The organism is Nostoc sp. DSM 114160, from assembly GCF_053470305.1.
In genome coordinates, this window is sequence record NZ_JBPFGO010000003.1 from 741923 (window position 1) to 756984 (window position 15062).

At 39.5% G+C, this 15062-nt stretch carries 11 protein-coding genes; 6 read left to right on the top strand and 5 right to left on the bottom strand.

Features of this window, described 5'->3' with window-relative positions; translation table 11 throughout:
* Nucleotides 1-366 precede the first annotated feature (366 nt).
* Entirely contained in the window at nt 367-3753 is a 3387-nt protein-coding gene (gene treS / locus NSTCB13_RS28410) for a maltose alpha-D-glucosyltransferase (RefSeq protein ID WP_448274592.1), read from the top strand.
* Nucleotides 3754-3836: 83 nt separating this feature from the next.
* Here treS and NSTCB13_RS28415 read toward each other — a convergent pair whose 3' ends face one another.
* The 4 genes from NSTCB13_RS28415 to NSTCB13_RS28430 form a co-directional block, all read right to left on the bottom strand.
* Nucleotides 3837-4082: a hypothetical protein gene (locus NSTCB13_RS28415; RefSeq protein ID WP_448274593.1), complete on the bottom strand. Its 246-nt coding sequence runs from the start codon at nt 4080-4082 to the stop codon at nt 3837-3839.
* Nucleotides 4063-4335, bottom strand: coding sequence for a type II toxin-antitoxin system VapC family toxin (locus NSTCB13_RS28420; protein ID WP_448274594.1), 273 nt, complete (start codon nt 4333-4335; stop codon nt 4063-4065). Before NSTCB13_RS28420 ends, NSTCB13_RS28415 begins: the two co-directional genes overlap by 20 nt.
* A gap of 131 nt (nt 4336-4466) precedes the next feature.
* Entirely contained in the window at nt 4467-4727 is a 261-nt protein-coding gene (locus NSTCB13_RS28425; RefSeq protein WP_448274595.1) for a DUF2281 domain-containing protein, read from the bottom strand.
* Between the two features lie 257 nt (nt 4728-4984).
* Nucleotides 4985-6025: a GTPase gene (locus NSTCB13_RS28430; RefSeq protein ID WP_448274596.1), complete on the bottom strand. Its 1041-nt coding sequence runs from the start codon at nt 6023-6025 to the stop codon at nt 4985-4987.
* 290 nt (nt 6026-6315) lie between these two features.
* On the opposite strand from NSTCB13_RS28430, the gene NSTCB13_RS28435 reads away from it, so the two are divergent.
* Nucleotides 6316-6522 carry a hypothetical protein gene (locus NSTCB13_RS28435; RefSeq protein WP_448274597.1) on the top strand — a complete coding sequence of 69 codons (207 nt, stop codon included), beginning with the start codon at nt 6316-6318 and terminating at the stop codon, nt 6520-6522.
* A 164-nt stretch (nt 6523-6686) separates the two neighbouring features.
* On the opposite strand, the gene NSTCB13_RS28440 is transcribed toward NSTCB13_RS28435, so the two are convergent.
* A complete protein-coding gene (locus NSTCB13_RS28440; protein ID WP_448274598.1) occupies nt 6687-8900 on the bottom strand; it encodes a phosphoketolase family protein in 2214 nt (737 codons plus the stop codon).
* 186 nt (nt 8901-9086) lie between these two features.
* Here NSTCB13_RS28440 and NSTCB13_RS28445 point away from each other — a divergent pair, with 186 nt between their 5' ends.
* From NSTCB13_RS28445 to crtO, 4 genes are all read left to right on the top strand, one after another.
* A complete protein-coding gene (locus NSTCB13_RS28445; RefSeq protein ID WP_448274599.1) occupies nt 9087-10469 on the top strand; it encodes a cytochrome P450 in 1383 nt (460 codons plus the stop codon).
* Between the two features lie 484 nt (nt 10470-10953).
* Nucleotides 10954-12330: a cytochrome P450 gene (locus NSTCB13_RS28450; RefSeq protein ID WP_448274600.1), complete on the top strand. Its 1377-nt coding sequence runs from the start codon at nt 10954-10956 to the stop codon at nt 12328-12330.
* Nucleotides 12331-12436: 106 nt separating this feature from the next.
* On the top strand, nt 12437-13195 hold the full coding sequence (locus NSTCB13_RS28455; RefSeq protein WP_448274601.1) for an LmeA family phospholipid-binding protein: 759 nt from the start codon (nt 12437-12439) through the stop codon (nt 13193-13195).
* Between the two features lie 105 nt (nt 13196-13300).
* Nucleotides 13301-14995 carry a beta-carotene ketolase CrtO gene (gene crtO, locus NSTCB13_RS28460; protein WP_448274602.1) on the top strand — a complete coding sequence of 565 codons (1695 nt, stop codon included), beginning with the start codon at nt 13301-13303 and terminating at the stop codon, nt 14993-14995.
* Nucleotides 14996-15062: the final 67 nt, after the last annotated feature.

Here is a 15062-nt window from a genome sequence, read left to right on the forward strand (position 1 = left end):
ATAAGTTTTGTTACATTTTTCCACCCGTAAATAAAAATTATACAGCAGGTTGGTTTTTAAGTGAAATTAAAAATGCAGTACGGGAGTATTAGATATAAAAAGCTTCTGCCTCACTTCGACTACGCTCAGTGACCACCTGCCTCAAAACCCGTAACTTTGTACTTCATGCAAATGAAAACTGCTATATGTATATACGCAGTTGGTATGATAATTTATGACTAAATATAGCTCCTTTGGTAGTTTCATTACTTAAGTAAGAAAGCGTAAACATTACTCGTGTAAGATCAATAAGCTGATAATCTCAGCGATTGTATCAAGTAAAAATATAGTTCTATTGGATATGCGATCGCATATCTTTTTAAAAGAATGCCAAACTCCAGCTTGAAAGATGACTCATTATGGTTCAAAAATGCAATTATCTACGAATTAGGTGTTCGCACATTTTCTGACAGTAATGGTGATGGTATTGGTGATTTTCCAGGGCTGACAGAAAAACTAGACTATTTACAAGATTTAGGTATTACTGCCATTTGGTTGTTACCTTTTTTTCCTTCACCACTCAGAGATGATGGTTATGATATTGCCGATTACACTAGTATCAATCCTATCTATGGCACGCTAGAAGACTTTAAAGCGTTTTTGAGCGCTGCTCATCAGCGCGGTATTCGGGTAATTATTGAGTTAATTATTAACCATACCTCTGACCAACATCCTTGGTTTCAAAGAGCGCGCCGCGCCCCAAAAGGAAGTCAGGAGCGAGATTTTTATGTTTGGAGTGATACTCCTGAAAAATACCAAGAAGCGCGAATTATCTTCCAAGATTTTGAGACATCTAACTGGGCTTGGGATTCAGTTGCCAAAGCTTATTGCTGGCATCGTTTCTATTCCCATCAGCCAGATTTGAATTATGACAATCCCTTGGTGCGCGAGGCAGTATTTGATGTTCTAGATTTTTGGTTGGAGATGGGTGTAGATGGACTACGCATGGATGCTGTGCCTTATCTCTACGAACGGCAAGGAACGAACTGCGAAAACTTACCCGAAACCCATGCGTTTTTGAAAGAGTTGCGATCGCACATCGACGCGAAATTTCCTAACCGGATGTTACTAGCTGAGGCGAACCAATGGCCTGAAGATGCAGCCGAGTATTACGGTGCAGGGGATGAGTGTCACATGAACTTTCATTTTCCCCTAATGCCGCGTTTGTTTATGGCAGTGCGGATGGAAGATAATTTCCCGATTGTAGATATTCTCCAGCAAACTCCATCGATTCCTGATAACTGTCAGTGGGCATTGTTCCTCCGCAACCATGACGAACTGACTCTAGAAATGGTGACAGATGAAGACCGCGATTTTATGTATGGGGCCTACGCACAAGACCCGATGATGCGGGTAAATTTAGGCATCCGTCGCCGATTAGCGCCGCTTTTGGGTAACGATCGCCGCCAAATTGAGCTACTCAATAGTTTACTATTATCTTTGCCAGGAACCCCCGTACTTTACTACGGTGATGAAATTGGCATGGGAGATAACGTTTATTTAGGCGATCGCAATGGTGTTCGCACACCTATGCAGTGGAGTTCTGACCGCAACGCTGGTTTTAGTCGCGCCAACCCGCAACGCTTGTATCTACCCGTCATCGTTGACTCAGAATATCACTACGAAGCACTCAACGTCGAGGCACAACGGACTAATAGCAATTCTCTTTGGTATTGGATGAAACGTTTACTCGCTACTCGCAAACGGTTTGCGGCATTGGGTGAAGGGCGTTTTGAATTGCTACAGTCTAATAATCGCAAAGTTTTTGCCTTCAGTCGGATTACCTCTGAAGAAAATGTTTTGATAGTAGCAAATTTATCTCGTTACGTGCAAACGGTGACGTTAGATTTATCAACTTTCAATGGGCTACTACCAGTAGAAATTTTTGGTTCCACTGAGTTTCCACCGATTACAGAATCGCCCTATTTCCTCAGCTTAAGTCCTTACGGATTTTACTGGTTCACCTTACAACGTAAACTTAGCTCAAATCAAGAGCCTAAACCCCAAGCAGATTTAGTAACTCTGCTGGTAAATGGTTCATGGCAGAATGTGATTCAACAACGAGAGTCAAAAAGCGTTCTAGAATCAACACTGCGGGATTATCTCTATACCTGTAGCTGGTTTGGCGGCAAAACTCAGACTGTACAATCAGTACAAATCATTGAAGCGATTTCTTTACCCTATAACCAGCAGATAGCTCAAATTGTTTGGTTGCAGGTAGATTATAGCCAGGGAAACCACGAAACTTATCTGTTATTTCTCGCCTATGCAGAAGGCGATCTTGCAACACATCTTTTAGCAGAAATGCCGCAAGCTATAATTGCACGGCTTGAGGTGCAAGGCAAAATAGACACTCCTCCACCCAATACTCAAGAAGTTGGGATTTTATTTGATGCTTTAGCAGACAAAAGCTTTCTCACCTCACTGCTAGATGATGCGATCGCTAATCATCACTCTTATAAAGGGACAACCGGAGAATTATTTAGTAGTACTACTGATTCATTCTCCGAATTGCGTCAAGGGTTAACCAATCATGAGCCGACTGTTCTGAATAAAGAAGAAGAAACCAATACTTATATAATTTATGGCGATCGCTTGTTGTTGAAACTCTTCCGCAAAGTCGAAGAGGGTTTGCACCCAGATTTAGAAATCCGGCGTTTCCTATACCAGAAAAAACACTTGCAAAACTCAGTTTTTCTAGCTGGTGCTTTAGAGTACCGCCGGGGAAATAAAACAGCCAGTAAAACTGCCCAAGCCACGACTATAGGCATATTACAAGAGTTTATTTCAGATATCCGCAGTGGTTGGGATTACACCCTTGATAGTTTGCAAAAGTACTTTGATTTTGTTACCACAGAACACGCCACTATTACCGAAGTGCCTCTGCCATCAGGTTCTTTGTTGGATTTACAGAGAATTGAGATTCCAGAATTGGCAATTGCAACTATCACTTCTTACTTGCAAAGTGTTGAGCTATTGGGTAAATCCACAGCTGAATTCCATATAGCGTTAGCTGCAAATATAGATAGCTCAGACTTTGCTCCAGAATCTTTTTCATCACTTTATCAACGTTCAATATATCAAAATGCACGTAACTTAACTGGACAAGTATTTAGGTTGTTAAAAGAACGAGTAAAATCCTTGCCAACCGATACTCAACCATTAGCATTAGAAGTTCTGAATAGCCAAGAGAAAATCTTAGAACGCTTTCAGTTAGTTGTCGGGCAAAAAATTACTGCATTGCGTACTCGTCATCATGGAAACTACCATTTATCGCAAGTATTTTACACAGGAAAAGAGTTTATTATTCCTGATTTTGAAGGCAAAGCAGATCGTAGTTTTAGCGAACGACGCATCAAGCGATCGCCTTTACAAGATGTAGCAGGAATGTTGCTCTCTTTCAACTACGCAGTTAACGAAGCTCTGGGCTATCAAAAAGAATCTGGAATGATCCGGGCTGAAAATTTACCCCTTATAGAACAATGGGGACAGTTTTGGTATACCTGGGTTAGTTCTAGCTTTCTCAATTCTTATTTAGAAACAGCTAATCAAGAATCTTTTCTGCCAAAGACAACAGAAGAACTAGATGTGCTGCTTTTTGCCTATCTTCTAGAGCAAGCGATTGATGCACTAGGCGAGGAACTAAATAATCGCTCCGATCGGATAGAAATTCCACTTCAATTTATTCTGCGATTACTGAGTGAAACTGCTTAAAGAAATCGGAAGTCGGAAGTACAGTTTTGTAATGGGGATTTAAACCCCATCACAAAACTTGCGGATGAGAGGAAGCCAGGGACTTAAACCCGTAGAATGTTGTTAAACAGTTTTTCCTCCTTTGCAGGTTTTAAAGCGTAGTACGGAAATATTAACTGTAGGTTGGGTTGAATTTTAGTGAAACCCAACAGAGACGGGAATGTTGGGTTTCGTTCCTCAACCCAACCTACAACTACAACTACAACTACAATTTCATCCCATTGGGAGAAAAGAAATTGTGCGATCGCGGCTGATAAATTTATAATTACTTCAAAATAGGAGACTTTCAAAAGGATAACTTTGCTTCCAGCGATAGGTATTAAAGTCACGCTGATCTACTGAAAAAATGCGTCCATGCCCTAAATGTTCTGCTAAAATTACCAGGGAAGCATCAGCCAAATCCATTGGAAGATCAGCATATTTTTTCATTAATTCAATAATTCGAGCACTATGGTGAAGTTCTAAATTAAAAATCGTAAATAATTCTTCTTGTAGACTATTTATAAATATAATTTCAGCGTCAATTCCCTTGCGAGTTAGCAAAAGATAACAGGTTTATGTGACAACACACCATGTTGTAATTAAAGGTTCATTATATTGTTTTAAGGCTTGTTTTGCTCTTTCGTGGTAGGTGTCTTTTTTATCAATCAATAAGAGCTAACCAAAATCCTGTATCAACGACGATCGTATTTATTATCTAATGTACTAGATAAAACTTCTTTATAGTTTGTTGATAAATTTTCGTCAACAGAACAACAACCAATTGATCCAATTTCATCAAACTTTTCATAGAGACTTTTTTCCTGACTATGATTTTCTGATTCTGATTGAGGATAACGCTTTTTGAGTAACTGAATAAAATCAAGTAGTAAGATTTGAGCTTCTTCTGGTAAAGTATCAATATCTCTATATATTTCTTCAAATTTTATAAGCATAATTAACTTCTAAGATTGAGGAAAGTTTTCAGTATGACCTTATTATAGACTGCTTTTCAAGCAATCGCGTCTGATAATCTAATTTAGAATGGCATACAGCCAAATAATATTTTAAATTTTAAAATATATTACTTGATACCAGAGGCTAGAGAAAATCAGTATTAAGAAAATTATTATACACAAGGTAAGAATATTAGCTCGTCATGAGGCAATGTGTATTACTAAATATAAAGATAGCTTTATCTTGTTATTTAGTTTTAGCTAAAAAAATAAAAAATACTTCCTACAGCAGCGCCTACTATACCACCAATTGCAGCACCGATTGGCCCACCAACTACTGCTCCAGCACTTGCACCCGCAGCTGCTAAAGCTGGAATAACCTCTATAAGTTTTTTCTTAATTAATTCTTTTTGTATGCCATTAAATATAAAATCATTAGCATTAAATTCATTATTCTTATCTTCTTTGTCTTCATTTGTAAATTTGGATTGATTATAAAAAGTCCAGTTGGGATCTGTATTAGTTTTATTAGATTGTGTTTTATTTATTCTAGGAGCGGTTGCCATCAAAAAAGGTATAGCACCTCTTTCAGACATTGTTATAAATACTTGCGTATACAATTCTTCTAACCATCTTTTGCCATCTGGTGTTGTTTGGCTTTTATTATCTACAGCAACTGAGGGGATTTTATTTGCAATTTCATTACCTGTATGTTTTGCAATTTCATCTCTAATACGCTTAGTTCTTTCCCGTAATTCATCTAAATAGTCGTCAGCTTTATTAGCACGTGTAAAAATAATTACAGAATGTTCCCAAACTTTTGGTGTAAATGCTTCTGAAATAATTTGTATACCTTTTTTTTCATCTTCACCAACTCTTGCGTCATCAAGACGAGTTACAAACCAAAGTAAATCTATTTGCTTGACTTGATTTTGAATTAATTCTATATACTTTTGGTTATTTCCTTTTTCTGGGATATCATCACACAATCCAGGTGTATCAATTATTGAACATTTAACACCATTTATTTCATGCTCGTATTCCTGAACTTCCATTGTTGTAGCATCATATTTGCCTACAGGAGCAATTTCCTGATTCAGTAATGAATTAACAGTACTAGATTTACCAACACCTGTTTTGCCTAGTAAAACAAATACGAATTTTTTGTCTTGAGATAGCTGTAATTTATCAATTAATAAACTTAACAATTCTCCAAAAGAAGAAGATATACATTCTTTGCTTGCTGCCAAATTTTTTGTAATTTCATCCACGAGCTTTTTAGCTGTTTCATTAAGCATATAATTTATTGTTAATTAATTTTTATATATACTAATAAATTAAAATGATAAAAATAACCGTAGATATACGTCTTAAAATGCTAATCTATGGCATCTATCTGCGTGTATTTTGGGTTAAAGTTCAGACTTTTCTACTTACAAAATCCAGCTTAATGAGCTAACTCGATCGCACTTTTCCTCAAGTCTCGACATTCCCCACGCTTCCAGATAAAAATATCACCTTTCGTCCTAGCTCAAAAATCAAGTTTTGCGACTTGTAAACTAAGTTTCTGACTCGTAAACTAACTTTTGTGACTTCAAAACTAGCTTTTGCGACTTCAAAACTAGCTTTTGCGACTTCAAAACCAGCTTTTGCGACTTCAAAACTAACTTTTGTGACTCCAAAACCAGCTTTTGTGACTTCAAAACTAGCTTTTGCGACTCCAAAACCAGCTTTTGTTAAAGAATTTCAGCAAATCTACTCCCATTTTTCCTATCTGCTAAGTTCTTTTCAATAAAAAAACGCAAATATACGCATTCCGACGCAATTTCAGCGTTTATATACGTATAAATGCGATAAAAGTAGAAGCAATTCCAGCTTTATTTAATGGGCGTTGCTGAATCTAGGGATGAAACGCAAAGGAAAATTCAATAAAATTATCCTGCATTTATGCAACATCATTTAATGCACTAAAGCGATCGCACGTTTCGTCAACGCTTCAGCAGTCAATCCATTAAACGCCATCAACTCGCCAGCACTAGCTGTAGTCTCGCCACGCTTCCAAGCGAAGGTGTCGCGCTTGGCTGTACTCCGCAATAGAATCGGTTCTAGCATCGACGCAGCACCACCAGTAACCGCAATTAAGGCATCGCCATCAAATAATTCGGCAAATTTCGCATCATCTAAGAAATCGCCATCAGGTTCGGAACAGATATCCCATGCGGTATCGTGGGGACGATACAAACGTCTGGGGTTAATAACAGAAACAATCTTCGCACCAATACCTTCAGTTTCCAAAAAAGCAGCAGCTTCAAATACTGGCATTAATGTCATATCGCCAATTACAGCAAATACAACTTGTTTATCGCCAGCAATTTCATGTAATGACACTGCACCATCGCGCAACCCTTGACGAGTTTGTTCTAAAGTTGTACGAATTTGCAACGGCGATTTACTGGCTGTAATTACAATTCCCTTATTCTTAGTTTTCAATGCCCAGTCATAACAGACTTGAATACTATTAGCATCAGGCGGAAATAATGGGAAAACATTTCCATTTCGCATCAACGAAGCAAAGTAAGCTTCAATTTCTGGACGTTGGTGAGTCCAACCGTTGCGTCCTTGCTCTAATGCGCCTGCTGTGAATAAAGTAATAGTCGAGGGTGTAGGACGGCGTAATTCTGCCATTGCTTGAGTCACAGTTTGCCAAATTGGTAATCCGTTGATGGCAAAAGATTCGTAAGAACACCACAAACTTCTCGCACCCATTAATGCTAAACCCGCAGCTAAACCAGCACAAGCATCTTCACTCAATGGTTCATAAACTTGTCCATTTGGTGCTTGGTTATATAAGTCGTCGGTTGTGGGATGGATAATCTTTAATGCTTGGTTGATGTTAGCAATTCCTGATGCTTCATTACCATCGGCGTTGGTGACAAGGAAATTCCGATCTTTATTTCCCACTATTCCTACCAATCGTCCCATTGCAGTTGTGGAAACTTTTGGTTCGCCACCGACTGCATATTCTTCTAAAGGTAATTCGCCTAATTCTGGCAATGGAAATTCAAATTCTGTCACCACAGTTTTTGCTGCTGGCCCACCACCGGCGCGTTCGGCATTTGTTCTGACTAATTGCCAAGCTTGGGCTGACAAAGCACGGGTTTGCAATGCATTAACAATATGCGGCGCATCCAGCGTATCTTTAGGATATAAGTTGTGAGATTTCGCACCCCGCGCGTGGACTCCTGCACCTTTGAGTTGTTTAATAATAAAAACGGTAAGTTTGCCGCCCAGTGCAGAACGCGCTGCTTTATCTACACCAGAAAGTACTGCTTGAGTAAATTCTAGGCGCTTCTCAAAGGAAAAGGCAGTACTATCAACGTAATCCCCTGGTTGATCTCGATCGTCAAAATCTTTGGCATCAACTAATATGACTTCATCAAAACCGTTACCTTGCCAATATGCTTGCATCTCTGGGTTGGTTTTCAGGGAAACCATGCTGTGATGTTCTTGGCTGTAACCGTTCCACACTAATATCGGCAAGAAGTTGGTGACAGTAGGATAAGCTGTATGAAAATGCGCGATCGCACTAACAATATAAGGCTCACCCAATCCCCCATCCCCAACTGTAAAAGGGAACAACTTATCTTTGTGCAGGAGTGCAGCCGCCATTGCAAAGTGTTGCCCTTGTCCTAATGGCCCAGCCGGTGCGAGAATACCGGGAATGAAACCGGAAAGGTGTCCTAAAAGTCCGTGCTTTTCTCGAAAGCGATCGCGCAATTGTTGGACTGTAAAAATTCCCATGTCCTCTAGCGAACGATCCAAGAACATGGCACTATAAAATCCGGGGGCGTGGTGTCCGACTTCGGTAATAATATTCTTGTATCCCAGCATGACAAGAGATGCGTAAGCTTCTGCTTGGCTAGCGAATCCGCCGGGATGCCCAGAAGCCTTACTACCGGTAACTTGTAAAGTTAGGTAGCGCAGGGCATCGGCAGCTAGTAAAGTTTGATATACGGCTGCTTTATCTGTAGTCGATGCGATCGCGATTTTGCCCGACTCAATAGCAGGAGTTGCACCATAAGTTTCAAAATCTGGTAAGGCTTCACCAAAATATTGAATCCCTTCCGAAAAATTGGGAAGCGCTGAAGATGCCTTTGGGGAGATTGCAGTCATGCTGAGTACCTTTTGACGATGAAGTGAAACTGTAGATGCTCGTTGAATTTAACCAAAATTTTACATCTTCGAGGTTGTAACAGTTTATTGCTTTTTTGCAACGTTAGAATAAATACTTTAAATGGTCAGGCAATCAAAATTTCAATTAGTTGAAGTAGCAAAAAATATTTAATCGGAAAAAAATTTATGAAATTCCCAAATGGCCCGCAAACTCCAGCAGTTGTACAGGTGCTGCGCTGGGTTGTTAATCCGATGTCATTTATGGAGGATTGTGCCAAAACCTATGGCGAGATATTTACTCTCCGATTAGACAAAAATCTGCCTCCTTTGGTGATGGTCAGCAACCCCCAAGCGCAACAGCAAATTTTGACAACTGATACCAAAGAATTGGAAGCACCTGGCGATGTGAATCAGCTGTTTGAACCGTTGCTGGGCAAGCATTCTGTAATTACCATCAGCGGCGCAGAACACCAGCGCCAACGTCAGTTGTTAATGCCTCCATTTCATGGCGAAAGAATGCGGAACTATAGCCAGGTGATTACCGATGTCACCAAGCAAGTTATTAACCAATACCAAATAGGTAAACCCTTTAATATCCGGTCTGCAACTCAAGCTATTACCCTGCGGGTGATTATGCAAGCTGTATTTGGTCTGTATGAAGGGCCTCGCGCCGAAAAACTACAGCATTTTTTGGGCGATCTTTTAGAAAAGGCCAGTTCTCGCTTAAGTATAGCTTTGCTTTATTTTCCAGCTTTACAAAGAGATTTTGGCCCGATTAACTTCTGGGGAAATCAGATGCGCCTTCAGCAAGAAGCTGACAAACTCATCTACGAGGAAATTCGGGAACGTCGAGAACAACCAGATTCATCACGCACGGATATTCTTAGCTTACTCATGGCTGCTAGAGATGAAGCCGGTCAACCCATGACCGATGAAGAGTTGCGCGATGAATTGATGACTCTGTTAGTCGCTGGTCACGAAACCACAGCGACAGCTTTGGCATGGGCATTATACTGGATTCACAAACTACCATCAGTGCGCCAAAAGCTACTGCAAGAATTAGATAGCTTGGGCGATAACCCAGATCCTGGCACCGTTTTCAAGTTACCTTATCTCAACGCTGTCTGTTCCGAGACATTGCGGATTTATCCAGTAGCGATACTAACTTTGCCAAGGGTAGTCAGAACATCGATATCGCTAGGCGGTTACGAACTAGAACCGGGTACAGTCTTACTTGGTTCTATTTATTTGACCCACCAACGGGAAGATATTTATCCAGAACCTAAGCAGTTTAAGCCAGAACGCTTTTTAGAACGACAATTTTCTGCTTATGAATACTTGCCCTTTGGCAGTGGTGCTAGGCGCTGTATTGGGCTAGCATTCGCCCAGTTGGAAATGAAGCTAGCACTTGCTCAAATCCTTTCTAGTAAGGAATTAGAACTAGTTAATAATGGTGAAGTGCGACCTAAACGCCGTGGTTTAGTGACAGGGCCAGATCGTCCCATTGAGATGGTTGTCACGAGTCAACGTCAGGTGAAGTCTTCCATCCTCCAGACAACCTCTGTTTGATGCTGCGAGGTTTAATGGTTGCGTTCAGCAAACTTTCAATCATCTATACATTTAGATAGATTTTCAATGCTTTTAAACAATCCCCTATAGTCCTCTTTAAAAGAGGACTATAAGGGATTTTAATATATTACAACTGTAAAAAGAATGAATTTTAATAGTGAGACAATACACCAAGATAAGGCATTTTAATATCATCAAAAGACGTAAATTTAATATGTGTATCCCAAAATAATTGAGTAAGTTTTTTTTGTAAATGCATTTAAAAAATCATAAAAAATATTATTATTAATTTTGTCAAACTAATGGTGATTAATTAACACTACGGTTCACTTAGTGGTAACTAACTCCCGACTATCCCCTGAAAATATTAAAAAAGCTGGCTCTAATTGCATCTTTTTTAAGGAGTGTTAGGTAGAATTAAACCTTAACCTAAGCGGATTGAATTATTTGCGCCTTGTTAAATCCTAAAAGTATTCAATAAACAATGAAACTATTTGAGAATCTCAGCACACCAGCGTTGCTACAAACTCTGCAATTAATTGCTGAACCAACAAAGTTTTTAGAAAATAATGCTGCTAAGTATGGTGATATTTTTACAGTAAAGGTAATGGGTTTAAAGTCGCCACCGATAGTATTTTTTAGCCATCCGCAAGCAATTAGCGATTGTTTTGCCATACCTGCACAAAAATTAGATTTTCAAAAAGCAACCCATGTATTTAAACCCTTGTTTGGTGAGAATTCTATTGTATTTCAAGAGGCGCGATCGCACCAACAACAACGGCAGCTATTACTCCCAGCATTTCATGGCGATAATTTAAAATCTTATGGACAAGCAATTTGTCAAATAACTGAAGAGATTACACAAAATTGGACATCAGGTACAAATATTTGTATACACAAATTAATGTCAAATATCACTTTAGAAATTATCTTACAAGTGGTATTTGGGATTACTCATGGTGCGCGTTACCAACAATTAAAAGAACAATTGAGTTCTTTATTAGAAGACGTAACTAAACCTTGGTATTCCAGCTTGTTTTTCTTTCCTTCGCTGCAAAAAGATTTAGGCGCATGGAGTCCTTGGGGAATTTTCTTAAAAAGACGAGAGCAAATTGACAAACTCATCTATGCCGAAATTTCTGAAAGACGTTGGCAAAATGATCCTGCGCGTACAGATATTCTCAGTCTGCTGATGTCAGCGTATGACGTAAATGGGCAACAAATGACAGATGAGGAATTACGCGATCAACTAGTTTCATTATTGCTATTGGGTTACGAAACTACATCTGGTGTATTAGCCTGGATATTTTATTTAATTCACTCTCACCCAAAGGTTAAACATCGGCTAATGCAAGAACTAAATACCTTAAACAATCTCACAAATCCTGAAACAATTGCCCAATTACCTTATCTCACCGCCGTCTGTCAAGAAACACTGCGAATTCACCCTATTGCTTTAATTTGCACGCCGCGAATGGTAAAAGATAGAGTGGAAATTATGGGGCATAAATTTACATCAGAAACAGTTTTAGTTCCCTGTATTTATTTAGCACATCGCCGAGCCGAGACTTACCCAGAATCAGAACAGTTTCGGCCAGAAAGATTCCTCAATCAAAAATTTTCACCTTACGAATATTTACCCTTTGGTGGAGGTTATCGCGGTTGTATTGGTGCAGCCTTTTCCATGTACGAACTAAAATTAGTAACAGCCATAATATTATCCCGTTTTGAATTAAGCCTTACTGATAAACGTCCTGTGCATCCCGTCCGTCGTGGCATTACAATTGTCCCTAGCGGCGGTGTAAAAATGGTTGTTACTAAAAAAGCAAAACTCAAAAAACAAACAATACTTTCTACTTAATTACTCAATCTTCCCATTTGCATATATCGTAATATAGAGCCGCTTGTTAGGATCTAGCCTTTACAGTAAATAGGAAGAGGACATTATTTATGAGAATTAGTAATTCATGCCTAATGAGCATCGGTTAGAAGAAGAATTTCTATCCCAAGAAGCTGAAAAACAAGTATCCAATCAGCTAGATGAAGTAGAAGAAATAGCAATAGATGTAAAAACCGATCTGTTAAAAATCCTTCAAGGACAGGCGGATGGAGTTGCAGTTGCAGGTCAAGGATTAGTTATTAAAGAAGACATTCGCGTACAGGAAATAAAACTGCAAACAGATAGTATTGCTATCAATCCCTTTAGCGCTCTTTTTGGTCAAATAGAACTCAATGAGCCAATCAATACTATTGCTAGGGTTATACTCACACAAGTAGATATTAACCGCGCCTTGACCTCAGAGTTTGTTCGTAGCCAGATGCAAAACTTTGAGTTGAATGTAGATGGAGAAATTGTCAGTTTTGAGCCAGAAGAAATTCAGATATTTTTACCTGGTGATGGCAAACTAGAATTTAAAGGAAAGGTGCAGTTAAAGGAAATGGGAAATACTCGCCCTTTAGCTTACACTGCGATCGCTCGCCCACGAACTCATTCACAACCCGCTATGCTGGAGGCCTTTAACTGCACTGAGGGAGAGGGGATTTCAATAGAATTAACTACAGCATTGATGCAGAAAGCTAAAGAACTGATGAATATACCATCCTTTAAATGGGAAGAGATAGCTTTTTCTATCAAAAATGTAGAAATACAAAAAGGTACTTTAATACTTATGTTAGAAGTTCAAGTAAAGCAAATACCCCCATCGTCAAGTTTAATATCTCCTTAGTAGGATTGACACGAGTTAAAAATAATTTTTGTTACTGAGGGATGATGTCAATGTAATAAAAATTTTCTAATATTTTAGAAAGCTACTTATTTCTAATTTCCAACTATGCAAGAGTATGATGTTGTGCTGATCGGTGCTGGACATAATGGACTAGTTTGCGCAGCTTATTTGCTAAAAGCTGGTTATAGCGTTCTGTTACTAGAAAAGCGTTCTGTACCAGGTGGCGCAGCAACAACTGAAGAATGCTTACCGCAAGAAGCTCCTGGATTTAAATTCAATTTGTGTGCGATTGACCATGAATTTATTCATTTAGGGCCAGTTGTTGAAGAATTAGAACTAGAAAAATATGGCTTGCATTATTTGCAGTGCGATCCAGTTGTTTTCTGTCCTCATCCTGATGGGAAGTATTTTTTAGGACATAAGTCAGTGGAAAAGACTTGTGCAGAAATCGCCCGTTACAACCAACGTGATGCCAAAAAATACGCAGAATTTGTAGACTTTTGGCAGCGATCGCTAGGTGCAATGATTCCTATGTTTAATGCACCGCCAAAATCAGTTATAGACATTCTTGGTAACTACGACGTTACCAAACTGAAAGATTTATTTTCTGTTATTGGTTCTCCAAACAAAACGCTGGACTTTATTCGCACGATGTTGACCAGCGCTGAGGATTTACTTAACGAATGGTTTGATGAAGAATTTCTGAAAGCGCCACTAGCCAGACTAGCATCAGAACTTGGTGCGCCGCCATCACAAAAAACCCTTGCCATTGGTGCAATTATGATGGCAATGCGTCATAATCCGGGGATGGCCAGACCTCGCGGTGGAACTGGCGCACTTGTGCAAGCTTTGGTGAATTTAGTCACAAGTAAAGGTGGCGTTATTCTCACAGATCAGCACGTTGAAAAAGTTTTAATTGATGATGGCAAAGCTGTAGGTGTGCGGGTTGCTGGTGGAAAAGAATATCGCGCTAAATACGGGGTTATTTCTAATATTGATGCCAAGCGGTTGTTCTTACAAATGACAGATAAAAGCGATGTTGATGGAGCCGACCCAAATTTATGGGAAAGATTGGAACGCCGCATCGTTAACAACAACGAAACCATCCTCAAAATAGATTTGGCTTTAGACGAACCACTCCATTTTCCCCACCACGCCCACAAAGATGAATATCTTGTCGGTTCTATTTTGATTGCTGATTCTGTGGCTCATGTAGAAGAGGCTCATAGTAAATGTACCTTGGGAGAGATTCCTGATGCTAACCCATCAATGTATGTGGTGATGCCTAGTTATTTAGATCCCACATTAGCACCAGCAGGTAAGCACACTCTATGGATTGAGTACTTTGCTCCTTATCAAATTGCTGGTGCAGAAGGCACTGGTTTAAAAGGTACTGGTTGGACGGATGAATTGAAAAACAAAGTTGCAGATCGGGTGATTGATAAATTGGCAGACTATGCACCTAATGTCAAGAATGCAACTATTGCCCGTCGGGTAGAAAGTCCAGCCGAACTAGGAGAAAGATTAGGTGCGTACAAAGGGAATTATTACCATGTTGACATGACCCTAGATCAGATGGTATTTTTCCGTCCCTTGCCAGAAATAGCGAACTACAAAACGCCAATTGATAATCTATTTTTGACTGGTGCAGGGACTCATCCAGGTGGTTCAATTTCCGGAATGCCGGGACGCAATTGTGCGCGCGCATTTTTGCAGGCAAAACATCCCATTAGCCAAAGTTTGAAAGATGCGCGGGATTCGATTAAGTCAACTGTCGAGTCAATGTTTGGCATTAGTTAAGGGAATTCCAAGAAATCAATTATCCAATATTGTGGGGTGGGCATCCTGCCCGCCCAGTCCATAGGGC

Coding starts and splice junctions, on each gene's coding strand:
- NSTCB13_RS28455 (WP_448274601.1), top strand. CDS start 12,437: ATGCCTAATGAGCATCGGTTAGAAGAAGAATTTCTATCCCAAGAAGCT.
- NSTCB13_RS28430 (WP_448274596.1), bottom strand. CDS start 6,025: ATGCTTAATGAAACAGCTAAAAAGCTCGTGGATGAAATTACAAAAAAT.
- crtO (WP_448274602.1), top strand. CDS start 13,301: ATGCAAGAGTATGATGTTGTGCTGATCGGTGCTGGACATAATGGACTA.
- NSTCB13_RS28425 (WP_448274595.1), bottom strand. CDS start 4,727: ATGCTTATAAAATTTGAAGAAATATATAGAGATATTGATACTTTACCA.
- NSTCB13_RS28440 (WP_448274598.1), bottom strand. CDS start 8,900: ATGACTGCAATCTCCCCAAAGGCATCTTCAGCGCTTCCCAATTTTTCG.
- NSTCB13_RS28445 (WP_448274599.1), top strand. CDS start 9,087: ATGAAATTCCCAAATGGCCCGCAAACTCCAGCAGTTGTACAGGTGCTG.
- treS (WP_448274592.1), top strand. CDS start 367: ATGCCAAACTCCAGCTTGAAAGATGACTCATTATGGTTCAAAAATGCA.
- NSTCB13_RS28450 (WP_448274600.1), top strand. CDS start 10,954: ATGAAACTATTTGAGAATCTCAGCACACCAGCGTTGCTACAAACTCTG.